At 45.3% G+C, this 24,479-nt stretch carries 25 protein-coding genes; 1 reads left to right on the forward strand and 24 read right to left on the reverse strand.

What is annotated here, in order from left to right:
• Positions 1-141 precede the first annotated feature (141 nt).
• The 17 genes from ACYVD3_RS11415 to mtaB form a co-directional block, all read right to left on the reverse strand.
• Positions 142-966, reverse strand: coding sequence for a YdcF family protein (locus tag ACYVD3_RS11415; protein ID WP_460642640.1), 825 nt, complete (start codon positions 964-966; stop codon positions 142-144).
• A 227-nt stretch (positions 967-1,193) separates the two neighbouring features.
• The gene (locus ACYVD3_RS11420; protein WP_460642641.1) at positions 1,194-2,579 is read right to left on the reverse strand and encodes a TrpB-like pyridoxal phosphate-dependent enzyme; all 1,386 of its coding nucleotides are present in this window, start codon (positions 2,577-2,579) and stop codon (positions 1,194-1,196) included.
• A 602-nt stretch (positions 2,580-3,181) separates the two neighbouring features.
• Positions 3,182-3,976 (reverse strand): GntR family transcriptional regulator, encoded by a 795-nt coding sequence (locus tag ACYVD3_RS11425; RefSeq protein WP_460642642.1) that lies wholly within the window; start codon positions 3,974-3,976, stop codon positions 3,182-3,184.
• Between the two features lie 78 nt (positions 3,977-4,054).
• A complete protein-coding gene (locus tag ACYVD3_RS11430) occupies positions 4,055-4,690 on the reverse strand; it encodes a hypothetical protein (RefSeq protein WP_460642643.1) in 636 nt (211 codons plus the stop codon).
• 12 nt (positions 4,691-4,702) lie between these two features.
• Entirely contained in the window at positions 4,703-6,829 is a 2,127-nt protein-coding gene (locus ACYVD3_RS11435) for a hydantoinase/oxoprolinase family protein (protein WP_460642644.1), read from the reverse strand.
• 89 nt (positions 6,830-6,918) lie between these two features.
• The gene (locus tag ACYVD3_RS11440; protein ID WP_460642645.1) at positions 6,919-8,220 is read right to left on the reverse strand and encodes a citrate transporter; all 1,302 of its coding nucleotides are present in this window, start codon (positions 8,218-8,220) and stop codon (positions 6,919-6,921) included.
• Between the two features lie 334 nt (positions 8,221-8,554).
• Positions 8,555-9,289, reverse strand: coding sequence for a DUF3307 domain-containing protein (locus ACYVD3_RS11445; RefSeq protein WP_460642646.1), 735 nt, complete (start codon positions 9,287-9,289; stop codon positions 8,555-8,557).
• Positions 9,279-10,142 (reverse strand): SatD family protein, encoded by an 864-nt coding sequence (locus tag ACYVD3_RS11450; RefSeq protein WP_460642647.1) that lies wholly within the window; start codon positions 10,140-10,142, stop codon positions 9,279-9,281. The genes ACYVD3_RS11445 and ACYVD3_RS11450 overlap by 11 nt, the downstream gene beginning before the upstream one ends.
• A gap of 319 nt (positions 10,143-10,461) precedes the next feature.
• A complete protein-coding gene (locus tag ACYVD3_RS11455) occupies positions 10,462-11,691 on the reverse strand; it encodes a peptidase U32 family protein (RefSeq protein ID WP_460642648.1) in 1,230 nt (409 codons plus the stop codon).
• A 61-nt stretch (positions 11,692-11,752) separates the two neighbouring features.
• Entirely contained in the window at positions 11,753-12,394 is a 642-nt protein-coding gene (locus ACYVD3_RS11460) for an O-methyltransferase (RefSeq protein ID WP_460642649.1), read from the reverse strand.
• Positions 12,391-12,828 carry an endolytic transglycosylase MltG gene (locus ACYVD3_RS11465; protein ID WP_460642650.1) on the reverse strand — a complete coding sequence of 146 codons (438 nt, stop codon included), beginning with the start codon at positions 12,826-12,828 and terminating at the stop codon, positions 12,391-12,393. The genes ACYVD3_RS11460 and ACYVD3_RS11465 overlap by 4 nt, the downstream gene beginning before the upstream one ends.
• 58 nt (positions 12,829-12,886) lie before the next feature.
• Positions 12,887-14,554, reverse strand: a complete 1,668-nt coding sequence (locus ACYVD3_RS11470) for a ribonuclease J (protein ID WP_460642651.1) — start codon at positions 14,552-14,554, stop codon at positions 12,887-12,889.
• A 15-nt stretch (positions 14,555-14,569) separates the two neighbouring features.
• The gene (locus ACYVD3_RS11475) at positions 14,570-15,037 is read right to left on the reverse strand and encodes a Fur family transcriptional regulator (RefSeq protein ID WP_460642652.1); all 468 of its coding nucleotides are present in this window, start codon (positions 15,035-15,037) and stop codon (positions 14,570-14,572) included.
• A 157-nt stretch (positions 15,038-15,194) separates the two neighbouring features.
• The gene (locus tag ACYVD3_RS11480; RefSeq protein ID WP_460642653.1) at positions 15,195-15,476 is read right to left on the reverse strand and encodes a DUF1292 domain-containing protein; all 282 of its coding nucleotides are present in this window, start codon (positions 15,474-15,476) and stop codon (positions 15,195-15,197) included.
• Positions 15,466-15,906 carry a Holliday junction resolvase RuvX gene (gene ruvX / locus ACYVD3_RS11485; protein ID WP_460642654.1) on the reverse strand — a complete coding sequence of 147 codons (441 nt, stop codon included), beginning with the start codon at positions 15,904-15,906 and terminating at the stop codon, positions 15,466-15,468. The genes ACYVD3_RS11480 and ruvX overlap by 11 nt, the downstream gene beginning before the upstream one ends.
• Before the next feature lie 220 nt (positions 15,907-16,126).
• The gene (locus tag ACYVD3_RS11490; RefSeq protein ID WP_013271606.1) at positions 16,127-16,387 is read right to left on the reverse strand and encodes an IreB family regulatory phosphoprotein; all 261 of its coding nucleotides are present in this window, start codon (positions 16,385-16,387) and stop codon (positions 16,127-16,129) included.
• Between the two features lie 80 nt (positions 16,388-16,467).
• Positions 16,468-17,838 carry a tRNA (N(6)-L-threonylcarbamoyladenosine(37)-C(2))-methylthiotransferase MtaB gene (mtaB, locus tag ACYVD3_RS11495; protein ID WP_460642655.1) on the reverse strand — a complete coding sequence of 457 codons (1,371 nt, stop codon included), beginning with the start codon at positions 17,836-17,838 and terminating at the stop codon, positions 16,468-16,470.
• Positions 17,839-17,988: 150 nt separating this feature from the next.
• Between mtaB and ACYVD3_RS11500 the strand changes: the two genes are divergently transcribed.
• The gene (locus tag ACYVD3_RS11500) at positions 17,989-18,222 is read left to right on the forward strand and encodes an HPr family phosphocarrier protein (RefSeq protein ID WP_024291589.1); all 234 of its coding nucleotides are present in this window, start codon (positions 17,989-17,991) and stop codon (positions 18,220-18,222) included.
• A gap of 74 nt (positions 18,223-18,296) precedes the next feature.
• Here ACYVD3_RS11500 and thiI read toward each other — a convergent pair whose 3' ends face one another.
• The 7 genes from thiI to ACYVD3_RS11535 form a co-directional block, all read right to left on the reverse strand.
• Entirely contained in the window at positions 18,297-19,475 is a 1,179-nt protein-coding gene (gene thiI, locus ACYVD3_RS11505; protein ID WP_460642656.1) for a tRNA uracil 4-sulfurtransferase ThiI, read from the reverse strand.
• 92 nt (positions 19,476-19,567) lie between these two features.
• Positions 19,568-20,722, reverse strand: coding sequence for a cysteine desulfurase family protein (locus ACYVD3_RS11510; RefSeq protein ID WP_460642657.1), 1,155 nt, complete (start codon positions 20,720-20,722; stop codon positions 19,568-19,570).
• A gap of 76 nt (positions 20,723-20,798) precedes the next feature.
• Positions 20,799-21,536 (reverse strand): 16S rRNA (uracil(1498)-N(3))-methyltransferase, encoded by a 738-nt coding sequence (locus ACYVD3_RS11515; protein WP_460642658.1) that lies wholly within the window; start codon positions 21,534-21,536, stop codon positions 20,799-20,801.
• A gap of 64 nt (positions 21,537-21,600) precedes the next feature.
• A complete protein-coding gene (gene prmA, locus ACYVD3_RS11520; RefSeq protein WP_460642659.1) occupies positions 21,601-22,557 on the reverse strand; it encodes a 50S ribosomal protein L11 methyltransferase in 957 nt (318 codons plus the stop codon).
• Positions 22,558-22,566: 9 nt separating this feature from the next.
• The gene (locus ACYVD3_RS11525; RefSeq protein WP_460642660.1) at positions 22,567-23,313 is read right to left on the reverse strand and encodes a sulfite exporter TauE/SafE family protein; all 747 of its coding nucleotides are present in this window, start codon (positions 23,311-23,313) and stop codon (positions 22,567-22,569) included.
• Between the two features lie 481 nt (positions 23,314-23,794).
• Entirely contained in the window at positions 23,795-23,992 is a 198-nt protein-coding gene (locus ACYVD3_RS11530; RefSeq protein WP_460642661.1) for a hypothetical protein, read from the reverse strand.
• Between the two features lie 184 nt (positions 23,993-24,176).
• Positions 24,177-24,479, reverse strand: a complete 303-nt coding sequence (locus ACYVD3_RS11535; protein WP_460642662.1) for a PTS lactose/cellobiose transporter subunit IIA — start codon at positions 24,477-24,479, stop codon at positions 24,177-24,179.

A 24,479-nucleotide genomic window follows, 5' to 3' on the forward strand; every position in this document is an offset into this window, starting at 1 on the left:
GTGCAGCAAGGGAATCTGTAAGATTCCCTTGGCCACGGGCATTCGGCCCTATGAAACAGGCCATGAGAAGAGTTACTTATGTGCGGGCACAACGTAACTCTTCTCCTGTCCTGTTTCGCACCGCTCATTGCATTCGTGTAATTACATGTTACCCACTAATTTGTCTTTTAATATAGCCACGCACTCTCTAACGCAAAAGTGTACGAAAAGAATGGGGTCCGAACCGCAGGATATGCCGTAGATATCCGGTATTCCCCATTTTTTTCCAATCTGCTGTGCCCGAAACACATGAAAATCACTGGTAAGAACGCCGATCTTAATAGGTTTATCCGGCACCTCCTCAAAGGTTCCGGGTTCCATGAAAATCGGATTGTTTTGCCTGTGGGCTTTCCTCTCCGCCTGATCATCTTCTATGGCTACGCGGCTGTAAGCAATATTCTCAACCGTACTGGTAGACCGGGTCTCTAAAATCAGTTGTTCCTCTTTTACCCCGTTAAAAACCAGGTAATCCCTCATGGCTGCGGCTTCGCTGACAGGCTCATCTTCTCCCTGACCGCCGGAAAGCACCAAAATCGTGGACGGATTGTTATCCACGTACTCAATGGCCTTATCCAGCCGCTTTTTTAAAGACTTGCTGACTCCAGTTTCCTTTACCCTGGCGCCTAACACAATGACATAATCCAGGTTTGAAGTATCCCGGACGGCAACTCCCGTAAATACCAGGACCTCCACCACCATAAATACCAGAATTCCGGTACAGCACATGGTAATCACCGACACCGGAATCCACAGGGGAACCTTTTCCTTATGCTTCCCATAGGCTTCCCATCCCAACGGCAGCAATATGCATATGCCGGCAAACAAAAGCCATATTAAGGAAAAGGACGTGGTCAGGCCTGAATAAAAAATGATCACAACATAATAAATAATGCAGAAAACGGCTATCAGCCAAAGAATTAACGCCATATGCCAGCCTCCATTCTACACGTTTTAAAACCAGGTAAATTCTGGGCATAATTCCTTTATAGCATACCACAATATAGGAATTTCTACAACTGTCACTGAAATTATAGCGAAATCAGGTATGGAGGCACACGATATTCTAATGATGAAACAGTAAAAGGCGGCCGGCAAAAGAAAACAAGTACCTGTCTTCTTTTGCCAACCGCCCTTATTCTTTATAATAGGTGCTTTTATTCCATATTACCCGGGAATCTTGGAATTCCGTCAAATCCAACCTTCAGATCATCATCGGTGGGGATATAGTCTGTCATCACTCCGTCATGGAATTTTTCATATGCCAGCATATCAAAATATCCTGTGCCTGTAAGGCCAAAGAGGATCGTCTTCTCCTCTCCTGTCTCTTTGCATTTTAAAGCCTCGTCAATCGCCGCTTTAATCGCATGACTGCTTTCCGGCGCCGGAAGTATTCCTTCTACTCTCGCAAACTGTTCCGCTGCCTCAAATACAGCGGTCTGTTCTACAGAACGCGCTTCCATGTATCCGTCATGATAAAGCTGTGACAATGTGGAACTCATCCCATGATACCGCAGGCCTCCCGCATGGTTTGCTGATGGAATAAATCCACTTCCAAGAGTATACATCTTAGCCAGCGGACATACCATTCCGGTATCACAAAAATCGTAAGCAAAAACGCCTCGTGTCAGGCTTGGGCAGGATGCAGGTTCTACTGCAATAAACCGGTAATCTGCTTCGCCCCTGAGTTTTTCACCCATAAACGGAGATATCAATCCCCCCAGATTGGAGCCGCCGCCTGCACATCCGATAATAATATCAGGCTTGATTCCGTATTGATCCATTGCAATCTTGGCTTCCATTCCAATCACCGACTGATGGAGCAGCACCTGATTCAAAACGCTTCCCAGCACATACCGATACCCCTCTGTATGTGTTGCCACTTCCACCGCCTCAGATATGGCGCATCCCAGACTTCCTGTAGTTCCGGGATGATCAGCCAGGATTTTCTTTCCTATCTCTGTTGTCTCAGACGGGGATGGGGTCACGCTTGCTCCATAGGTGCGCATTACTTCTCTGCGGAAGGGTTTTTGTTCGTAAGAACACTTCACCATATACACCTTGCAATCCAGTTCCAGATAAGAGCATGCCATGGAAAGAGCCGTTCCCCACTGTCCTGCCCCTGTCTCAGTAGTCACTCCCTTTAACCCCTGTTCCTTTGCGTAATAAGCCTGTGCAATAGCGGAATTCAGCTTATGGCTTCCGCTTGTATTATTGCCTTCAAATTTGTAATAAATTTTAGCCGGAGTCTTAAGCTTCTCCTCCAGGCAATATGCTCTTACTAACGGTGCCGGACGGTACATTTTATAAAAGTCACGGATTTTTTCCGGAATTTCTATAAAACGATTATCATTATCCAGCTCCTGCTTTACCAGTTCCTTACAAAATACAGTTCCAAGTTCTTCCTCTGACATCGGTTGTAAGGTTCCTGGATTTAATAGAGGGGCCGGTTTATTCTTCATATCAGCACGAACATTGTACCACTCTTTTGGCATCTCGCTCTCTTCCAGATAAATTTTGTATGGAATCTTGTTTTCACTCATGCAAAAATCTCCTTTCCTCTTTCTTGCCCATGGTTTTTGGGCATAAAGGTATACCCGTAGGGTGTTTCCTCTTTCCTGCCCATGGTTTTTGGGCATAAAGGTATACCCGTAGGGTGTTTCCTCTTTCCCGCCCATGGTTTTTGGGCATAAAGGTATACCCGTAGGGTGTTTCTTTTTTCCGGGATAAGTAGATTTTTACAATAAAAATACTCTTATCCCTCACAATAAATTATTGCAGGGACAAGAGTATGAATCGTCATAACTCCTGCGGTGCCACCCGGCTTGATGCATCTGGCGCATCCTCTCACGCATACTGACATATGCTGACTTTTATAACGGAGTTTACTCTCCGGCTTACCTACTTACCATTCAGCTCGCCCTCAGAAGCCCATTCCCAATTGCTTTTCCCTGCCGCAATCCCACCGCCTGCGGCTCTCTGTGTGGTAAGTACAACGGTACTTGCTCTTCCTCATAGGTTTAAAAAAACTCTACCACGGGAAGTGTTATTTGTCAATCATTTATACTTGAGTTTTTCCCGGATTCATCCACTTCATTGATTTCGTCTGGCTTCCTGTTCATAATGCCGGTTTCCCATTTTTCACCTACATAAAGGACTGAAATGTTTCAAAGAAATCATCGGTCCATGGAATATTCACGTAATCTTCATTGATATTGCGCTTAAACAAACTGGGGTACTTTTTAATTAAGTCTTTTTTGTCCCTGTCCAATTTAAAGAGGTGCTTTTGCAGCACGTACAGCATTGCTTTGGTATCCCTTGTCTGGAGCGCGAGTATGATTTCTTCATGCTGTGCAACAATTTCTTTTACGCTCTGCATTTCACGGCAGCTAAGAAGCCGTATTCTCCTGAAATGGCCTCCAACATTATTGATGGTCTGAAAACTGAAAAGGCGGTCTGTTACCCGGTAAAATATCTTATGGAACTCATCATCCATATGCAGAAACTTCCTCACATCACCATTGCCCGTCTCAGCAAAGGCTTTCTGTTCCATCAGGTTGTTCTGTAATTCCAATAAATCCGTAGGAGTATGGCATGCCATAAACAGCTTCATGACCTCCTCTTCTACGGCAAGCCTTAGAAAACGCTCCTGTTCCACTCTATCTAAATCTATCTTGGACACCCTTGTTCCTCTCTGGGGGAGAAGAGTCACCAAGTCTTCCTGTTCAAGCCTGATCAATGCGTCTCTGACCGGAGTGCGCCCAATGTTTAATAAATCACAAATATCCCTGATACTTAAGTTGATCCCCGGTCTTAAATGAAGATCCAGGATTTTTTCACGGAGAAGCTGGTATGCATTGTTATCTGTGCTTTCTCCCTGACGGGAAGCCTCCTCCTGGCCGTCAGCGGAAGACGATATGGTTCCATTATATACTTCCAACTTTGAACCTCCTTTTATAATTGACCATATTTTTTTTATAATTGCCATTTTCCAACAATAAAATAATCATATTCCATTTTATAGGATAGAGGAGAAAAAATCAATAGAACAAACACCCGTCTTAATCAATAAACATATTTCATACAGGCAGGGAGAATAGGATATCCCACTCATTATTTTGGAAAAATGAATGGCTCCCACCTCTCCTGCCCCGTCAAGGCCTCTGGACCTGGGAAACAGATTCCATACCGGCCTTTTTAACATTTTGCTGCGGGTATAGATTCCCGGCGTATTTTCTTCAATCCAGTGGAAAATTTCATGGAACAGAACGATTTCTTCCAGTGTTTCCTCCCGGATTATTTCCGTTAAATCGTATTCTTTTATAAAACCTTTTATTGCGTTTAAGGTACTGTCATTTAAAATGACAGTACCTTCTTCCGGTTCATATATTCCCATATATAAAAATGGTTTTCTAAGTTCTTCTTTTGTTCTTTTTATGGATAAGCCCATATTACCGGCCAGAGAAACACCGGAAACTGTCCCATAGCCTTTTTTTAACTCTGACGCATATTTTTCTGCCGTTTGCATGGAGTAAAACAGAACTTCCTGTTCTTCCTCTTTTGACAGTTCACAGGAAGCCGGATGATTTTTCAGCACCCGGCTATACCATGTTACATCGTGGACAGCAGCAATTTTTTCTATCAGTTCTCGCATACACACCATCTTTTACAGCTCGTTGCGCGCCAGGACCAGGATGATTTTTGCATCCTCTTTTATATCAATAAGTTCAACCCCGGCTAATCCTGATACCTGATCCAAGGCCGGAATTCCGGAATAATCCATAACCCTGGATTCTGAGGCAATATAGCAATCCGGATTGATCCTGACTTCACTTGAAAAGTTACTGGCTTTATCCCAGGCAAGTTTCAAATCCTCATTTAGCCTGGATTTTGTTGTAACCAGCACAATACCATTGGACCTTTGCACTTTCACAAAGCCTTTTTTATCTATCACTCTAACGGAAGTTTTCCCATCTTTTTCTGCAGTTACCACAAATATAGAACCATTGCTTCCTGCCATCTTCATCTTTGACCGTTCCAGGCCAATGGATTCTGCCGCAATTAAAAGCGCCTCTTCCTCATCACAATTCTTCATTAGGTCCGTGGTCTTAACTTCCGTAGACCCCATGGCAATGGCCGTAACCTTCTGGGCCTGCTCATCAATTTCCACATAGACTTCAATGCTGTCTTCCACTGCACCGCTGTTCATTGCCAACGCTTTTGCTTCTTTCTTAAGGGCCGCAATATCTTCTGCAGTTGGATTGGGAATGGTCCGTTCTACCATTTCCCTGACCATGGCCAGCGCCACGCCGATAGAAGAAATAACCTCGGCATTTACCGGTATCTGATATTTAAAATTCATTTCATTGGCCGTAAAGGTCAATAGTGTTCCGGCACCGCCTCCGGCGCCTACCAGTACGATCTGTTCTCTTTCAATTTTATATTTATCGATCAGGTCTTCAATAACGGGTTTTATTTTATCACAAGCCTTTTGAAGTACCGCCCTTGCCGTATCTTCCATGGACATGCCCACTTCATCAGCCAGAAGCTGCATGGCTTTGCAGCTAGATTCGTAATTGCCCATTGCATAATCCCCGTCTTCTAAGATTCCCAGTACATTGGCTGCGCAGGTATTTGTGATGGTTACGCTTTCACCATTCTTTAAGCGGATTGCCACATAGTCACTTGGATCATTTTCACGTGGCTTGATGTAATATAATTCTGCCCCTTCAAGCAGCGCGGGCTCTGTAAAACAGGCATATCCCATATTAGCAATATGTGCGGAACGTGGTCCCACATCAATGATTGCGCCCTTTTTCGCCCGTATCATGCTTCCGCCGGCAACACCAAGTACCCGGACATCCAGACTGTTTACATAGGTTCTGTGTCCGCCGATAATGGAATAATCCACTGCCGGACGGCCGTTTTTGATCACTCCGATATTGGTAGAGGTTCCACCGACCTCAAAATAAATGCCGTTGGAGGCCCGCAGATACATAAGGGCCCCGATCACGCTGGCCGCAGGTCCTGAGAGCATGGTAAGGATAGGACGCTTTTTCATTTCATTGATTTCCATGACTCCGCCGTCACCACGCATGATCATAAGGGGTACCGTTACCTTTGCGGCACGTACGCTTCGCTCTGTGGAATTGGCGGTATCCAGCATTTTGGGCAGGATGGATGCATTTAAGCAGGCAGTGCGGGTACGGGTGGTCAGACCATAGAGTTTTGTAATATCAGAAGCTACGGTACAGGGGATTCCCTGACCTTCTGCAATCTCTGCAACCATGCGTTCTTCCTTCATATTGTCCACGCCAAATGCCTTGCTGGCCACAATCACCTTATCACCCTGATCTGCCATCTTTTTGATCACAGAAGATACGTTATCCGGAGTCATGTCCTTGGTTTTCATAAAGCTATGGTCAATATTGATCCATTTTCCGGTTCCCAGATCAATATCCTTAATTTTTGTCTGGCGCTTTGTAAAGAATGCCTCCAGACCGCCGCCGCTCATTCCAATGACACCCACTTTGGCCACATCTCCCTCCAGCAGGGCATTGGTAGCCTGAGTGGTGCTGTGGGCAATAAAAATCACTTCCTCTGGTTTAATATCGTTTTCAGAAAGGCATTTCTTAAATGCTTCCACAACACCTGCTGCCACTCCGTTTTCGTCATGGTGGGTTGTCATTACCGATCCTTTTCCCACAATCTCGTTTGTACTGTTGTCTATCGCTACGGCCTTTGTATGGGTTCCTCCCACATCAATGCCAATTCTTATTGCCCGGTTGCTCATTCGTTGTCCTCCATCTAAAACTGGCAAGGGCATACAGACATTTTGCATGCCCTTGTCTGTGAAACTTTTTCATCTGCCAAAGCTGAGAATCAAACCATTCTTCCTATGGTAAAGTAAATAAGCACTTCAATGGCAATAAGGCTTGCCCAGGCCCACGGCAGATTGGTCTTTATGTACTGTTTTGGCTCTACCTTTGCATAGCTTAACCCCCACATGGTCCAGGATTGGGTCGGACAAGCACTTGCTACGATAGCAACCGGAGGAATGAGGAAAATAGCATACAGGAAATGAGGATTAAATGCTCCTGTTGCATTTAAAATGGAATACAGGGCAATGCCGGAGCCCCAGATCATCAGCGGTCCCCGGAACAATGCCAGAGGCGCCAGGATACAGAAGGCTGCCAGAACCACAATTTCAGATCTTGGAACAACATCCCCAAGCAAGGTCTGAAGGTATGGTACTACCTTGGCAGCGGCTCCCTGGAAAATATTTACGCTGTAAAGCATACCGATCAAGAGTCCGCTGTCTGCAACACCATCATATAAAGTCTTCTGGGTTTTATCCACAGCGGTCTTATAAGTCCTTAAATTCCGTGTAAACAAAAGACCCACAAAGCTTCCCAGCAGAAAAGCCGGAACCGGCTGCCATTTAAAAATGCCTACCATTGCAATGGGTACAAAAGGTACGATGAAGCAGTACCAGCCAAGAGGCTTTGCCTCATAGTTTTCCTGGCCGCCTGCTTCCCAGGCCCGTCTTCTTCCCTTTTTGCTGTTTTTGAAATGATGGTACACAATAAATGCAACCATAATGACCATATGAATGGCTGTGGCCATCAGGGCAAAACGTATGTAGTTATCATTATACGAAGCCACCTCTTCACCGAATACTTTTTCAAACTGGCTCACATAAGCAATATTTAAGTACATTCCGCCTGCAACGGACAACATATAAGCACCTAAGGCCGCCCCTTTTTCTACTCCCATGGAAAACAGAATGGGAAGTACGATCATACCGATGGCCATAACAGAGCCTACACCAAAAACACTGGTAAAAAGCAGATTACAGGTAATGCATAACAACAATGTGGTCACTAAGGGTCTGTCGCCTGCAAATTCCACGGTCTTCTTAATGATATAGCCGGCAATTCCCGTATCAACCAGAATGCGTCCGAACCATGCACCAAAGATTATGATTGCTATGGTCTTGCCGTAATCATCCAGGGGTTTTTGAAATACATCGCTTACCACCTCATTGATTGGTACACGTCCGATTAAACACCATAAAACGGCTGTAGCAATAAATCCGATTAAAAGATTTCCGCCTTTCATGCAGTACGCTACCAGCCCCACAAAGACCAGCAGCAGCAATACGCCAGTAATAATGTCAAGCATCGTTTCTCTCTCCTTTTTAATTGTAATTTTTACAACTTACTTCATGTCTGTTTCCGGATTTGATTTTGGAGTGTCTTAACTAAAATTTCATCTGATATATCAATTTTCTAATATAATATATCACACAAAAAATAGAGATACTATATGCATAATTTATAAAAATTAAATAATTTTTTATATATAATACACATTCTTTTTATATTTTTTTCTTAGGCTGTAAACAGGAAAGTCCCATACCCACCACTTAGTTTTCCACAGAAAAAAGAGACTGGAGAAAACCTCTTTTCGGCTTTCTCCGTCTCTTCACTTTACATAATATGAGGGATCTGTATTTTTATATTTTAAAATAGCTGTTTGTCACGGCACAGGCAATGGCAATAAATGCGCTCAATAATGTGCCTACCAGATATTTTTCTGAAAACGCCTGATCTTCTAATCGTTTAAAACGTGCCACACTCTTTGCCGTCAGCACAAAACCAATGGTACTGTATTGCCCTATCATTCCTAACAAGAATATGATTTCACGTTCCAATATTCCTATATATGATCCGATTTTTGGATTTTCCCTATCACCCTCTTTTGTCAATGCTGAAAAAACCAGCTTGATCAATAGGGAAGCCGGCTGGCCGCAGATCAGGATTCCCATTGCCATATTTATTATGTCAACCAATATTTTTGCATCATAACTTTTGGCCAAAATATGTATGTACTCTCCGCCGGTAAACCCTGCCACACCCCATCCCATAATAAGGATGGCCCCATGCAGCATCTGGTCAATGAAAAACAGCCAGATATTTTGACTTGGATCCATGCTTTTGTTTTTTTCAATCCATATCTTGGAATAATCAATCACTCCATGTAATATGCCGGCAAGAAAACAAAAAATAAGCAGTCCTGGCACCTGATCTCCGGTCAGGGGAATCACTGCACAAATAAACAAAACCAGGGAATAACACATGGAGCGGATCACCAGGGCAGAAAGACTATTCTTTTTCTTTTCTGGGATCTCATGGGTCTGAACATAGAAATCGCCTATGATATGTCCTATCATCAGTAATTTAAGAATCATATGTTTCACCGTAATTATTTTTTAAATATTGAAGCGCCATATAATCCATGGTGCGGATCAACTGCGCATTGCCCCGTTTCATGACCGTGTCTATATTTTGCCTGGATCTTTGCATGATATCAGCGATCCTGGTATTCATTCCCTTTCTGTAAACAGCTTCATCTGCCTCTGTTATATGGCCGGTTATGAATATCTCATCCTGTATGAACATATTCTCATTGGAAAAATTCACATTATTATTCTGATCCCTGCCAATGAGCCTGCCGTATGTCTTTTCCTTTACTCCATAGCTTTCTTTTAATTGAAGCATTTCCAGCCAATAATTCTTTGCCTGTCTCTTTTCTTCCGCAAAGGGGTAAAGAAGCTCGGAAACCAACTGAAGGAAATTCTGCATATAATTCTGTCCGGCCTTGTAACCCCAGGAAACATTAAGCAGATAATTGGCAAATACATCTTTTTCTGATTTTGAATTGATTCTTATATTTTGAAATTGTTTTTTGTATACCTCTTCAATTGCAGTTCTGGCATTATGATATGCCGGGCCATCCTGTTCCGCAGAGGTTCCTCCCTCTATCCTCACATTCCATTCCCCCACCCCCAGACCTGCCCGAAGCTGCACCGGATGCACCATAAGTTCCAGAATCCTCCAATACAATACCGCAGCAAAAGGATTTTGAAACAGTCCCTGAAGCTCATCCCCTGCGCTGAAAGTTACATCACAGGTAAGTGCTTGTTTGTTGGCGTCATTTAACATCTTAATGCATTTGGTCAAATATTCCTGTACCTCATTGCGTGTATCTATATCATAGGATTTTGATTTTTTAATATCTATAATCAATGCACAATAGTTCATTTTCATTCCCTGCCTTTGATTCTCATTATACACTCCCCCGGCAAAATGTCAAACTTATTTGTTTGCATATAATAATATCATACACTTTTATTTGCTTTTTATATTTGCAAACATTATATGGACTCGTTGGCAATGAAATGTCATCCTCTTCCTCCGGATTTTCATCAGTAATCCTCACCTCTATGGCCTATATGCAGACATGGCAGTTATCATCTGCCCGCCGGATCAAAGATCTGCCTTCCGTTCCTTCCGGTTCCGCTTCATGGAGGGACGGGCAGCAAAAACCCCCAGGAACAAGGCCCTGGGGGTTCGTTTTATGTTAATCCATCTCACTGCGGCGCAGAATGTCATAAGGTTCCATTTCCACATCTAAATCAACAGAAAGCATCTGCCTGGAATGGGGGGCGCTTTCCTGGAATTTTCCCTCTTCGTCATAAATGGCTTTCACCACAGCTTCCAGGTTCCGTCCATCAGGCTTCATCACCTCAATGGTCTCCCCAACGGTAAACTTATTTTTCTGCTCAATGCGGGCAAAGCCCTTCTCATCCACGGCTTCAATGGTTCCCAGATACGTGTAGTTTTTCACGTAGGTATTGTTGTCATAAATCTGGGTGGTGGAATCAGGTTTTCCAAAGTAAAAGCCGGTGGTAAATTCCCGATAAGTACATTTGCCGATTTCGGAACGGTACCACTCCATATTGGCCTGGTAAAGCTCCGGGTCCTTGTTATAATCATCAATGGCCTTCCGGTAGGTTCTAGCCACAGTGGCTACGTAAAGGGCTGTTTTCATGCGGCCTTCGATCTTAAAGCTGTCGATTCCCGCATCCATCATCTCCGGGATGTGCTGGATCATGCACAAGTCCTTGGAATTGAATATATAGGTCCCCCGCTCATTTTCATACACCTGCATGTACTCTCCGGGACGTTTTTCCTCGACAATGGAATATTTCCAGCGGCAGGGATGGGTGCAGGCTCCCTGATTGGCATCTCTTCCCGTCATGAAATTGCTTAAAAGACAGCGCCCGGAATAGGAAATGCACATGGCTCCGTGGATGAAGCTTTCGATCTCCATATCCTCCGGAATCCGGCTCCGTATTTCCTTGATTTCTGCCAGGGAAAGTTCCCTGGCGGAAACCACCCTCTTGGCCCCCATCCGGTGCCAGAACAGATAGGTCCCGTAATTGGTGTTGTTGGCCTGGGTGCTGATGTGGATCTCCATATCCGGCAGGATGCGCTTTGCAATCTCAAATACTCCCGGATCGGAGATGATCAGTGCGTCAGGTCTGGTTTCCTTTAATTCTTCAAAATATTCTTCCACTCCGGTCAGGTCGTCATTATGGGCCAGGATGTTAGCCGTAATATAGACCTTTACCCCTTTTTCGTGGGCAAAGGCAATTCCTTCCCGGATCTCTTTGGTTGTAAAATTTTTCGCCTTGGCACGGAGGCCAAAGGCTTCTCCTCCGATGTAGACAGCGTCGGCGCCGTAAACCACAGCGGTTTTCAGCACATCCAGACTGCCTGCCGGAATCAAAAGTTCGGTCTTTCTCATGAAAATCCTTTCTTGTGTCTATAGTTAAGGAAGTTCGGTTCTCCTGCCTTCATTAAGTACATTATTTCAAGATACTAACGGTAATGCCGTCGCCAATAGGAACAACCGACGTGGTAAGCCGCTCCGAATGCTTTAATTCATACAGGTATTCCCGCATCCGCCCGTGAATGGTCCGGTTGCGGCGTTCCACTGCATAGCGGGACTCTATGATATCTCCATCCTGAAGAACATTATCAGAAATCAGCATTCCCCCAGGAGACATAAGCTCTAAAATCCTTGGCAGCCACAGAAGGTACTGTCCCTTGGCCGCATCCATGAAAACAAGGTCAAAGGGGCCAGAAAGCCCCTTTAATATCTCCTGCGCCTCTCCTTCAAGCAAGGTGATCCGCGCCTCTTCCCCAGCCTCTTTAAAATTTTCCCTGGCAAGGGGGATTCTTTTTTCATATTTTTCTATGGTGGTGATATGGCAGTCAGGCGGCATGGCCTCAGCCATTAAAAGAGTGGAATAGCCTACTGCTGTTCCCACCTCTAAAATGGCCTTTGGCCTCATGGCGGCCGTCATGGTCTGAAGGAAGGCAGCCGTCTCTTCCCTGATAACCGGGACGCTATCCTGCCTTGCCTTTTTTCCGATCTTTGAAAGGAGCGGGCTTCTGTCTGTTTCCAGAGATTTGATATAATCCGTTATCCTGTCATTTACAATCATTTTTTCTCTTCCTTTTCCCCTGTGTTCTCATTCATCATCTGAAGGATCTCCTTAGAGGTCATGGAAGTGTTAAAGGTATAGTCTCCCGGATTTACCTTATAATCAAAAAACTCAGCCTGTATGATAAAGGAGTACTCATTGGCGATCAAACCATTGTCCTTTAAAATCTTTGCCACCTGAGGCACAGAGGTTCCCTTTGTTACGGTCATCTCCTTGTTCCGCCCAGGCTCTGCTTCCATGGCAGAAGCGTAGAATATCTCATGGCCGAAGGCATATCCTCTGGTGACTCCCTCATAAAGCAGAAGAATCACCAGGGCTAAGATAATAAGCCTGCTTGAAACCGCAATGACTGCTCCTGTTATTTTATTAATCTCTTTCGTTGCCCGGCTCATATCCTGCTTCCTTTCATTATTATTGCCCGCTTTCCAGGGCATAAAGGTATACCCCCTCCGCAGGGTGTTTCGCCTTAAAGGTGGGGTTATTTTCCCTGTACTATACTTCCATAATAATCGGCAAAATCATAGGATTCCGCTTCATACGCTTCCATAAAAAGTCGCTTAAGCTGTCACGAATCACATTCTTAATCTTCCCCCAGTCATTGACATGGCGGTTCAGACAGTCAGAAACAGCGTCATTGACAATATTTCTGGCTTCCTCCATCAGATCCTCTGACTCACGCACATAAACAAATCCTCTGGACACAATATCCGGTCCTGCCAAAAGCTGATTGGAGTATTTCTCCAGAGTCAGAACCACCACAATGATTCCGTTCTGGGCCAGGTTCTGTCTGTCTCTTAAAACGATATTCCCTACATCTCCCACGCCAAGGCCGTCTACCAGAATTCCTCCCGCCTGTACGTGGTCTACGATCTTCCAGGATTCCTGTCCTACCTCCACCACATCGCCGGAGGACATAATGATCACATTCTCCTTAGGCATACCCATGCCCTGAACCAGTTTTTTCTGAGCCATGATATGACGGTATTCGCCATGGACCGGAATCGCATATTTGGGACGGACCAGAGCATACATCAGCTTGATTTCCTCCTGGCAGGCATGTCCCGACACATGAGTGTCATCGCTGATCACCTCTGCTCCCTTCATGGAAAGCTCGTTGATGACCTTTGAAACAGCCTTTTCATTTCCCGGAATAGGATGGGAACTTAAAATTATCACATCGGTTGGCTTGATGGAAATCTTCTTATGGGTGCTGCTTGCCATTCGGGAAAGAGCTGCCATGGATTCCCCCTGGCTTCCGGTGGTGATGAGCACAGTTTGCTCATCGGGATAATTCTTTAACTGGTCAATATCAATAAGTGTCCCGTCCGGAATATTAATATAGCCAAGCTCGCTGGCCGTACCGATCACATTGACCATGCTGCGGCCCTCTACCACTACCTTCCGTCCGTACTTGGCCGCAGAGTTGATGACCTGCTGCACCCGGTCCACGTTTGAGGCAAAGGTGGCCACAAGGATGCGGTTGTTTTTATGGTCTGCAAAAATGTTGTCAAAGGTTTTTCCCACGGTCTTTTCCGAAGGAGTGAATCCTGGCCTGATGGCATTGGTGCTGTCACACATCAGGGCCAGAACGCCCTTTTTGCCCAGCTCAGCAAAACGCTCTAAATCAGCCGGTTCCCCGAATACGGGAGTATAGTCAATCTTAAAATCGCCTGTATGCAGGATCACGCCTGCCGGAGAGAAAATGGCAAGTGCGGAAGCATCGGCGATGCTGTGGTTTGTTTTAATAAATTCGATACGGAAACAGCCTAAATTAACGGACTGTCCGTGCTTGATCACCTTTCTCTTGGTGTTTTTCAGTAAATTATGTTCTTTCAGTTTGTTTTCGATCAGGGCAATGGTCAGCTTTGTTCCATATACCGGCACATTGACATCCCTTAATACATAGGGAAGTGCACCGATATGGTCCTCGTGGCCATGGGTGATGACAAATCCCTTTACTTTGTCCAGGTTCTGTTTCAGATAAGAAACATCCGGTATCACCAGGTCGATCCCAAGCATATCATCTGTAGGGAATGCCAGTCCGCAGTCCACAATGATGATGCTGTCTTCGTATTCAAAAGCAGTGATATTCATACCGATCTGCTCCATTCCTCCTAAGGGAATGATTTTAACTTTCGCGTTACTGTCTTGTTTTTTCAATATTTTACCTCCATCTTATGATTTTCCGTCCTGTTCTTCTTCCATCGCCTCCCGGCATTCCCTGCAATACCCGTGCAGCTTCACTTCATGATCGGTCACAAGAAAACCTGACCTGTCAAGAAGGGCCTGCTCCAGTGTATCCAGCAAATCGCCTTGAAAGGAAAATACGTTTCCGCATCGGTTGCAAATTGCGTGGTGGTGGTGATGTCTGGACTCACGATCCACGCCCCCTAATTCATAGCGGGCGAATCCGTCGTCAAAACTGACCTTATCGATCACTGATAAATCCACCAGTACCTGCACGGTCCTGTAAATCGTGGCAAGCCCAATCTCCGGGTACTTCTGCCTGGCCAGATCATAGATCTCTTCCGCAGTCAGATGCTGCCCGGGGCGCTCTGCCATAAGTTCCAGCACCAGCATGCGCTGGTTGGTCACCTTGAGTCCTTTCTCTCGAAGCATATTTTTAAAAACTTCCTGTTTCATGCAACAGTCCCTCAATTACTCACCATCATTTTTGTGTGCTAATGAATCAAGCTGATATACTTGCATATCCAGTTGACGCCCGGTGAAGCGGGGCGCACTGTACCCAATAAAGCGGGGCACGCTGTCCACAAACCCAAGTTTAAAAGATGCTTTTCTTTCAAACTTCAATATCCACATCTGCTCCGTCCAGCAGTTCGGAAAATATCTTAAATAAATAATCTATTTCGTTATCATCCTCTACAAACTCATACAAAGCCTGGATCTCTTCCTGCTTTGACAAATCCTTTAAGATGTAACATTCTCCTTCATCGTCATCATCTGCCGCATCCGTTACCAGCAGATAATTCATCCCATTGATTCTGGTTTCTTCCAGAACATAAAAATCCACGGTTTCCCCTGTGTCTGTTGTCAGGGTGATTTTCTTTTCTTCACTGCTCATTTCCTGTCTCCTTTGGTAAGCTGTCCAGATAGCCCTGCAGAATCAGTCCTGCCGCCACCTTATCAATGACTGCCTTGCGGTGTTCCCGTCTCACACCGCTTTCCTGTAATATTCTCTCCGATGCAACGGTGGTAAGCCTCTCATCCCAAAGGACGACAGCCAGCCCTGTCCGTCTTACAAGCATCTCCTTAAACTGTTCTGTTTTCTCAGCCCGTTCGCCGGCTGAATTATTCATATTTTTAGGATACCCAAGGACAATCGTTTCAATCTCATATTCCCGGATCAGTTCCTCAATCCTGGCACAGGTTTTTCTCAGTTTATTCTCTTCTTCTCTCGTAATTGTCTCCACTCCCTGGGCTGTTATACCAAGTAAGTCGGAAACAGCAACTCCTACAGTTTTAGAACCGTAATCAAGCCCCATAATCCTCATATTTTGCCTCCTAATGAATCAAGCGGATATGCCTGCATATCCAGTTGACGCCCAATGAAGCGGGGCGCGCTGTTCACAAACTCAAGGTTGAAAGACATCTTTCTTTCAATCTTTGTGCAGCAAAAGAAAGCTGGTCCAAAGCCAACCGTATAAAAACAAACTGTCAGACTCCGCCTTCTTTCACTTCATCTGACAGCTAGACTTAAGATTATCCACAAATTTATTTCAACATTGTATCAATATATACCCCCATAAGCTCTTCCAGAATCTCATCCCGTTCTACTTTCATGATAAGACTTCTGGCGTTCTTATGGCTGGTAATATAAGTAGGATCCCCTGACATAATATAGCCTACGATCTGGTTAATGGGATTATAGCCCTTTTCAGTGAGGGCAATATAAACCTGTTCCAATACCTGGCTTACATTCAGTTTGTTTTCCTGCACTGCCTTGAAAAATTGCGTATTATGAATATCGCCCATGTTTCTCACGTCCTTTAACTGTTCTACTCTATTCTAAACTAAAATTATGGATTCGGCAAGACAAAAATAAATTTTGTCTGTCAGCGCTTTAAAAATACTATCTCATCATTCATCATTTCCACAAGAGTTCCTTCTATTACCACGCCCTTTAGGCCTTCTTCAAATGGAACCGCTGCTTTCACATATTCTCTCGTGTGGCCGATCATGTAACGGACCTCATTCCACCAGTATTCCTCTTCCATAAGCACCTCTGTCCTGGAGCCTAACCATGACTTCCGGTACGCAAGGGACATTTCCTTTTCCAAACAAAGAAGTTCATTGCTGCGCTCCGTCTTTACGGACTCCGGGATCTGGTCCTGCATCACTGCTGCCCTGGTGCCGTTTCTTTTGGAATATTTAAAAACATGCATCTCATAGAACCGGACATTTTCCAAATATTCCCTGGTCACCTTAAACTCCTCTTCCACTTCCCCCGGAAAACCTACGATAACATCGGTGGTGATGGCTGGATTTTTAAAGGCCTTCCGCAAAATATCACAGCAGTTTAAATACTCTTCTGTGGTGTAGCGGCGGTTCATCCTCTTTAAGGTATCATCGCACCCGCTTTGAAGGGACAAGTGAAAGTGAGGGCATATCTTATGAAGCCCTGCAAGCTCCACCCCAAACTCTTCGGTCACGATCCTGGGTTCCAGGGAGCCCAGGCGGATCCGCTTTAAGCCTTCCACTTCGTGAATGCTTTTCACCAGATCTAAAAGGGTAAGCCGCTCTTCCTCCGGAAAATCCATTCCATAAGAGCTTAAATGGATCCCCGTAAATACGATCTCCTGGTAACCGGAAGCAGTCAGACGTTTTACCTCTTCCAACACTTCCTCCGGTTTCCGGCTCCTCACCCTCCCTCTGGTATAGGGAATGATGCAGTAGCTGCAAAACTGGTTGCATCCATCCTGGACTTTGATAAAGGCCCTGGTGTGATCTGCGATCCTGTCAATGGATAAATTTTCATACTCCCTGGTATCACCGATATCAATGACTGTTTCCAGGTTACTGCCCGTCTTTTGGGGCATTATGATATGCCCGCAGGATGTCTCCTCTTCTGATTCCTTCCTGCTTGCAAAGTAATCCTCCAGAACAGAAACCAGCTCTGTCTTTTTGTTGTTGCCGATAACCAGATCCACCGCTTCATCCTTTTTAAGCTCTTCCCCTGCTGCCTGGACGTAGCACCCGGCCGCCACCACCACTGCCTCCGGGTTCATTTTCTTTGCCCTGTGAAGCATTTGTCTGGATTTTCGGTCTGCGATATTGGTTACAGAGCAGGTATTGATGATATAAACATCAGCTCCTTCCGCAAAGGGAACAATTTCATATCCGGCGTTTTCAAGAAGCTGCTGCATGGCCTCTGTTTCATAGGAATTGACCTTGCAGCCAAGATTATGCAGGGCTGCCTTTTTCATTTTATTTTCTCCTATCTAAATAATCAGTTTATTTTCAGTATTTTCATGTAAAATTACCATTGACTTTTATACAATATATCAGTAGTATTGAAGTGAAAAAGGGGCGGTTCCCTGATTAAATAAAAGAGATCACTCAAGGAGGTTTTTCACATGAAAACAGTTCGTATATCTTTAAATTCCATCGACAAAGTAAAATCTTTCGTAAACGACTTAACAAAATTTGATACTGATTTTGACCTGGTTTCCGGCAGATATGTCATTGACGCAAAATCTATTATGGGCATTTTCAGCCTGGATCTTTCCAAACCCATCGATTTAAATATCCACTCCGAGAATAACGCCGATGAAATTTTAAATATTTTATCTCCATACATCGTAGATTAATGAAGTCAGGAAATGCGTTTTAAAACGGGGTCCGGCCTTTTCCAAAAGGAGCCGGACCCCGATTTTATTTTCCTTTAACACCAAACCTTTTCTACCGTGCTTATGGCCGTCTCAACCAGTTCTCCAATCTTTTCCTCTAAGTTTTCCTCTGACCGCTCAATCATCTTTAAATTGGGCTTTGTCACCGGATGCTTTGCCACAAAAATGGTACAGCAATCCTCAAAGGGAAGCACAGAAGTCTCATAGGTACCGATTTTTTCCGACACATCCACGATTTCCTGCTTGTCAAAGCCGATAACAGGACGGAATACCGGCATGGTGGTGACTGCGTCCGTGGCTGTCAGAGACTGCATGGTCTGGGAAGCCACCTGTCCGATGCTCTCTCCGGTAATAAGGGCCATGGCACCGCTTTCTCCTGACAGCCGCTCTGCGATCCGCATCATGTAGCGTCTCATGATGATAGTAAGCTCCTCATGGGGACATTTGTCATAAATATAAAGCTGGATATCCGTAAAATTCACAATATGCAGATGAATGGGCCCGGAATATTTAGAAACCAGCTTTGCCAGATCAATCACCTTCTCCTTGGCCCGTTCGCTGGTATATGGCGGTGCATGGAAGTAAACGGCATCGATCTTCACTCCCCGCTTTGCGATCATATAGCCTGCCACCGGGCTGTCGATGCCGCCGGACAAAAGAAGCATGGCTTTTCCGTTGGTCCCCACCGGCATGCCGCCAGGGCCTGGAATGGTATGGGAGTAAATGTTGATCTTATTGCGTACTTCCACATGAAGCATCACATCAGGCTTATGAACATCCACCTTTGTCTCCGGAAAGGTGTTAAGGATCAGTTCCCCCAGATCCCGGTTGATCTGTTCGGAATTTACCGGATACTTTTTATTTCCTCTCCGGGCATTGACCTTAAAGGTAAAATTCTTATCCTCGTAGAATTGCTCTACATAGGACAGCACCTGTTTCCTTAAATCCTCATATCCATTGTCTTCCACCTGAACCATAGGACAGATGGCTGCGATGCCGAAAATGCATTTTAAAGCTTCTGTTACTTCGTCAAAATCGTATTCCGACTCTACATTCACATAAATACGTCCTGACTCTTTGGAAACCATAAAATCGCCTTCCACCCTCTTTAAGGAGTGGCGGATCTGAGCCACCAGGGCATCCTCAAACAGATAACGGTTTTTTCCTTTTACCCCGATCTCCGCATATTTGATTAAAAATGATTGATATTGCATCTGTTATCCTTTCTTTATTCATGCCTATGTTTTCCGGGCACAAAGGAACACCCGATGGGCATTTCTTCTTTCCTGCCCATGGTTTCCTCTTTTTAGCCTCTCTGGTACCGCCTTAAAACAGGCAAGATCTCCTTAAGCACATCCATGCAGTAGTCCAGTTCCTCTTGAGTGTTATAAAACCCGAAGCTGAACCGGAGCGTGGAATCCAGAAGCTCAGGCTTTACGCCGATCCCCCTTAACGTTCCGCTGACAGCCGGATGGTTTGATGAGCAGGCGGACCCGGAGGATACATAAATGTCCCGTTCCTCAAGGGCATGTAAAAGCACCTCGCTTCGTATGCCGGAAAAGCTGGCACTGACAATCTGAGGCGCCGACAAATCGCCGGGAAGGCTGTTTACCGTGACCCCGTCGATCTCCGAAAGCCTGTTGATCAAATAATCCTTAAGAGCAGTCAGAGACTGTACCTTATCTCCATGATCCGTATACATGATTTTAGCCGCCACTCCAAGACCTGCGATCCCAGGAACATTTTCCGTACCGGAACGCATGCCTCTCTGCTGGCCGCCTCCATAAATCAAAGGTCTTATTTTCACACTTTGGTCGACGTACAAAAAACCTACCCCTTTTGGCCCGTGTATCTTATGGGAGCTGACAGATAAAAGGTCAATTCCCTGGCGCTTTGGCCTGATGACAAATTTTCCGTAAGCCTGAATGGCATCTACATGGAATAGAATGGAGGGATTTTTCTTTTTTATGACCTTTGAAATGGCTTCAATGGGCTCCACAGCACCGATCTCATTATTCACATACATAATGGAAACCAGAATGGTTTCCGGGCGGATAGCCGCCTCCAGTTCTTCCAGGCGGATATGTCCATGGGAATCCACTGGGAGGTAGGTCACCGAAAAGCCCTGTTCCTCTAAATATGCCAGAGGATTGTACACAGAGGCATGCTCAATGCCGGTGCTTATGATGTGGTTTCCCCCTCTTTTATTGGCCATGGCACCCGCAATCAGGGCCATGTTGTTGGACTCAGAACCGCCGGAGGTGAAGACGATCTCCTTTGCCGCCACTTTTAAGGTCCCGGCTATGATCTCCGCAGCCTCCTTAATATACCGTTCCGCTTCCATGCCCATTTTATGCTTGGCAGAAGGATTTCCGTAGTCTTCTGTCATGATCTTTACAACAATATCTTTTACCGGCTCCAGCACTCTGGTGGTCGCCGAGTTATCTAAATAAGCTTTCATATGTGGCTCGTTCCTTTCCTCTTACCGCCCGTATCTCTGGGAAAAGGGATACTCCCAGGGTGCTTCCTAAGGCTTGTCAATCTTCCAACTGAAAGGCCAGCACGGATACAATGGCAAGGCCGGCAGTTTCCGTCCTTAAGATCCGTTTTCCCAGGGTGATCTGCTTTGCTCCCAGGCGCTCTGCAAGCTCCATTTCAGAATCTTCAAAGCCGCCCTCCGGCCCGATAAATATCCCTACACTCATCCCCGCCTTAACATTGGACAGGATCTCTTTGGTCTCTGCCATGTCTTTTGCATGTTCAAAGGGGATGACCGTCATATCAAGCTCTTTTGCAAAGGCCAAAGCCTGCTGAAAGGTCATGACCCCGGCCACCTCCGGTATAATAAGCCGCTTGGACTGCTTGGCAGCACTTTCTGACACGGCCCTCCAGCGGCGCAGCTTTGATTCTTCCTTCTTTTTATCCAGACGCACCACGGCCCGCTTTGTCTCCACCGGAATGATCCGGTATACCCCAAGCTCCACGGCCTTCTGAATGATCAGCTCCATCTTGTCGCCCTTTGGCAGCCCCTGGAACAGATAAAGCCTGGCAGGAAGTTCCACGCCGCCTTCCTCTACAGACAGGATCTTAGCCGTCACTTCCAAAGAAGCCACTTCCATGACCTCACATAAGTAATCTCTGTCCACGCCATTGCTGATTAAAATCTGCTCTCCGGCTCCCATGCGCAGTACATTTTTGATATGGTTCACATCCGGACCCAGGATCCGGATCATGGACCCTCCGATCTGGTCAGGATCAACAAAAAAGTAATACATCCTTTTCCTCTTTCTTGTCCATGCTTTTTGGACATAAAGGTATGCCTGCAAGGCGTTCCTCTTCCTATTTTTTTCTGACCGTTATGGAAACCCATTCGCCCTGATAGGTGGTTTCCAAAAGCTCAAAGGCATCATTTTCCTCAAACGCTTTTTTTACAGCTTCTTCCTTCATATTAATAATACCGGAAGTGATAAAGACAGCGTCTTTCTTCATGTGAACAGAAATTTCCTTCTGAAGCAGGATAATAATGTCTGCCAGGATATTGGCTGCCACTACATCGTATGTCTCAAAGCCTGCTGCCTCCTGTATTGCCCTGTCGTCAATGATATTGCCCTGCAGCACCTGGAACTTATCTCCTGGGACAGCATTGGCTTCCATGTTTTCCCTGACCGCTGCAATGGCATTTTCGTCAAGGTCCGTACCAAATACTTTTTTTGCTCCCAGCTTTAAGGCGGTGATCCCCAGGATGCCGCTTCCAGTTCCCACGTCAAGGAGGGTGGTCTCCGGTGTCACATATTTCCTAAGCTGCCTGATGCAAAGCTGGGTCGTCTCATGCTGTCCTGTCCCAAAAGCAGTTCCCGGATCAATTTGGATCAGAAGCTTGTCCTTATGTTCCTCCGGAATCTCCTCCCAGGTAGGTTTTATCAGGATATCGTCAACGGTAAAGGGCTTAAAATACTGTTTCCAGTTATTGATCCAGTCCTTGTCCTCAGTCTCACCGGACTCTATGGTACATTCACCTAAGTCCGTGAACATGGAAAGCTCTGAAAGCCCTTCTTCCACCCGCTTTAACATGCCCGCTATATCAGAATCCGGTTCTAGATAAAAGCTGACCTTTGCAACGCCTTCATCAGGGGGAAGCTCCGGCAGGATGTCAATAAACATGCCTTTTGTCTCCGCTTCCGTAAGGGGGGTGTTATCCTCGATTTCAATTCCTTCTATTCCGATTTCATCAAACATGCTGCTGATCAAGTCCACGGCTTCTGTCGTGGTGGTCAGCGTAAACTTTTTCCATTTCATAGTAATTCCCTATCCTTTTATAATTTTCACAAACAGGCACAAAAGTACCACTAACACCACCGGGCGCACGACCTTTAATCCGTTTTTCACCACAAGGCCTGACCCGATATAATGGCCGGCAATGCAAAAAAGTCCTGATGCCAGTCCTAAGGGGATCAAAACCTTTCCGTTTATTAAAAAAGTCACCAGAGCAGCGACATTAGAGGACAAGTTGATCACCTTGGTGGTGCCTGATGCGTTCCTTATATCCATTTTCGCAAGTCCGGTCAGAATCAGCAGCAAAAAGGTCCCTGTCCCCGGCCCGTAAAATCCGTCATAGCCGCCAATGACCAGCGCTGCACACATGCTGATCAAAAACATTTTTTTCTCAGGCAGGCCCTCATCTTCCTCACGTTCTCCCAGGTTTTTGTTCCTGAGTACATAAAAGGCCACAATTGGAAGCACCACCAGCATCATGCCCTTTAATACCTGTTCACTGGCAAGCATTGACAAATGTGCTCCGATTACTGAACCTATCACGGCAAAAAGTGCGGCAGACAGAGACAGTTTTGCCTTAATATAGCCGCCCTTTGCGTACCTGGCCGTAGAGATCACGGTTCCCATGGTGGAGCCCAGCTTATTGGTTCCAATGGCAAAATGAGGCGGTATCCCTGCCGCCAGATATGCGGGAAGGGAAATAAGCCCTCCGCCTCCGGCTATGGAATCTACAAAACCCGCCAGAAAAACAAGAGGGCATACGATCAAATACTGGTGCATGTGTTGTATCCTTTCTTTAGCACAATTTTCTTCACAAAAGTAAAGCTGAATTCAACATATAAAAAAACAGCCCCCGGTCTGCCGTCAGGGAACCCAACGTTCTTATTATTAAACCACATGATATCATAACATACAATGAAAAGTGTTGCAAGCGTATAACATGAACGAAATTGATGTGATATTTCATCTATTTTAAAGAAAATAATTTTTTTTGAAAAAGTATGCAATAAAAATAGATGCTGATGCATTAACTAAATGAACGGATGAAAATACTTTTGTTTCGTTCCGAGAACAAGGGCAAAAAAAAATATCAAGTAAACGAAATTCCTTGATGCATTACACTCCATCACACCCGCCTGAGTGATTGGAACCGGAACAGGATCTATTTTCACAAATTACAAACCAATAATATTTGTAATGAAAAACAGGGGACGCGTCTTATGGCTGAAACATTTCAACCGTCTGGCGCGTCTCCTGTTTTTTATAATGAAAGATTCTTCTCTGTGTCCGCTTCCTTCAGTGTTGAGAATTTGGGCACCTTTCCCCGTACATTCCTCACATGGGCATAGGCAATCTTTCCCTGGGAGGAATACTGCTCCAAAGGGTTGGATATGGTATAATTACGAGACATAAATCGTTTTATAGAACCATAAAAAGAGAGCTTATTTCGGATGCTCATTATGAGACTCCGGAACAAGCTTGAGATGATATTTTTTCCTAAATCCTCTACTTGGATTTTTGCCACATTAATTCTGGTAATTATAGTAGGTGGGCCGACTACTCCCATTACATTTCCCCCATCATCCATAAGAACCCATGTCTTTTGACACAGGCTCTTGTATACTCCACTCATGAATTCTGTTTTACCGTTTATACATCTCCACCATTTCCTTTGCCAGTGCCGAGGTGATCTCTGCTCCCATTAAGATATCCTCACTGTGCACCAAGATCAGACCGATCCTGGAAAGTTCGCCATTTGCCTCCTTTGTGATCAGATCCGTATGGATATGATGGGCCTTATGCATCCGCTCCGATGCTTCGTTCAAATAATGCTCCGCCTCCTTAAACCTGCCGTTCCGGGCAGATTCCAGCGCACACATACACTGGCTCCTGGCCTCTCCCGCATTGCTGATCACCTGCAGACAGATCATTTCAAGTTCTTCCAT

This window comes from Lacrimispora brassicae, assembly GCF_054772055.1.

Bases quoted from the DNA above. Each gene is read 5' to 3' on its own strand.
- ACYVD3_RS11415 (WP_460642640.1), bottom strand. From the start codon at position 966: ATGGCGTTAATTCTTTGGCTGATAGCCGTTTTCTGCATTATTTATTAT.
- ACYVD3_RS11420 (WP_460642641.1), bottom strand. From the start codon at position 2,579: ATGAGTGAAAACAAGATTCCATACAAAATTTATCTGGAAGAGAGCGAG.
- ACYVD3_RS11430 (WP_460642643.1), bottom strand. From the start codon at position 4,690: ATGCGAGAACTGATAGAAAAAATTGCTGCTGTCCACGATGTAACATGG.
- ACYVD3_RS11435 (WP_460642644.1), bottom strand. From the start codon at position 6,829: ATGAGCAACCGGGCAATAAGAATTGGCATTGATGTGGGAGGAACCCAT.
- ACYVD3_RS11440 (WP_460642645.1), bottom strand. From the start codon at position 8,220: ATGCTTGACATTATTACTGGCGTATTGCTGCTGCTGGTCTTTGTGGGG.
- ACYVD3_RS11445 (WP_460642646.1), bottom strand. From the start codon at position 9,289: ATGATTCTTAAATTACTGATGATAGGACATATCATAGGCGATTTCTAT.
- ACYVD3_RS11450 (WP_460642647.1), bottom strand. From the start codon at position 10,142: ATGAACTATTGTGCATTGATTATAGATATTAAAAAATCAAAATCCTAT.
- ACYVD3_RS11455 (WP_460642648.1), bottom strand. From the start codon at position 11,691: ATGAGAAAGACCGAACTTTTGATTCCGGCAGGCAGTCTGGATGTGCTG.
- ACYVD3_RS11460 (WP_460642649.1), bottom strand. From the start codon at position 12,394: ATGATTGTAAATGACAGGATAACGGATTATATCAAATCTCTGGAAACA.
- ACYVD3_RS11465 (WP_460642650.1), bottom strand. From the start codon at position 12,828: ATGCCCTGGAAAGCGGGCAATAATAATGAAAGGAAGCAGGATATGAGC.
- ACYVD3_RS11475 (WP_460642652.1), bottom strand. From the start codon at position 15,037: ATGAAACAGGAAGTTTTTAAAAATATGCTTCGAGAGAAAGGACTCAAG.
- ACYVD3_RS11480 (WP_460642653.1), bottom strand. From the start codon at position 15,476: ATGAGCAGTGAAGAAAAGAAAATCACCCTGACAACAGACACAGGGGAA.
- ruvX (WP_460642654.1), bottom strand. From the start codon at position 15,906: ATGAGGATTATGGGGCTTGATTACGGTTCTAAAACTGTAGGAGTTGCT.
- ACYVD3_RS11490 (WP_013271606.1), bottom strand. From the start codon at position 16,387: ATGGGCGATATTCATAATACGCAATTTTTCAAGGCAGTGCAGGAAAAC.
- mtaB (WP_460642655.1), bottom strand. From the start codon at position 17,838: ATGAAAAAGGCAGCCCTGCATAATCTTGGCTGCAAGGTCAATTCCTAT.
- ACYVD3_RS11500 (WP_024291589.1), top strand. From the start codon at position 17,989: ATGAAAACAGTTCGTATATCTTTAAATTCCATCGACAAAGTAAAATCT.
- thiI (WP_460642656.1), bottom strand. From the start codon at position 19,475: ATGCAATATCAATCATTTTTAATCAAATATGCGGAGATCGGGGTAAAA.
- ACYVD3_RS11510 (WP_460642657.1), bottom strand. From the start codon at position 20,722: ATGAAAGCTTATTTAGATAACTCGGCGACCACCAGAGTGCTGGAGCCG.
- ACYVD3_RS11515 (WP_460642658.1), bottom strand. From the start codon at position 21,536: ATGTATTACTTTTTTGTTGATCCTGACCAGATCGGAGGGTCCATGATC.
- prmA (WP_460642659.1), bottom strand. From the start codon at position 22,557: ATGAAATGGAAAAAGTTTACGCTGACCACCACGACAGAAGCCGTGGAC.
- ACYVD3_RS11525 (WP_460642660.1), bottom strand. From the start codon at position 23,313: ATGCACCAGTATTTGATCGTATGCCCTCTTGTTTTTCTGGCGGGTTTT.
- ACYVD3_RS11530 (WP_460642661.1), bottom strand. From the start codon at position 23,992: ATGAGCATCCGAAATAAGCTCTCTTTTTATGGTTCTATAAAACGATTT.
- ACYVD3_RS11535 (WP_460642662.1), bottom strand. From the start codon at position 24,479: ATGGAAGAACTTGAAATGATCTGTCTGCAGGTGATCAGCAATGCGGGA.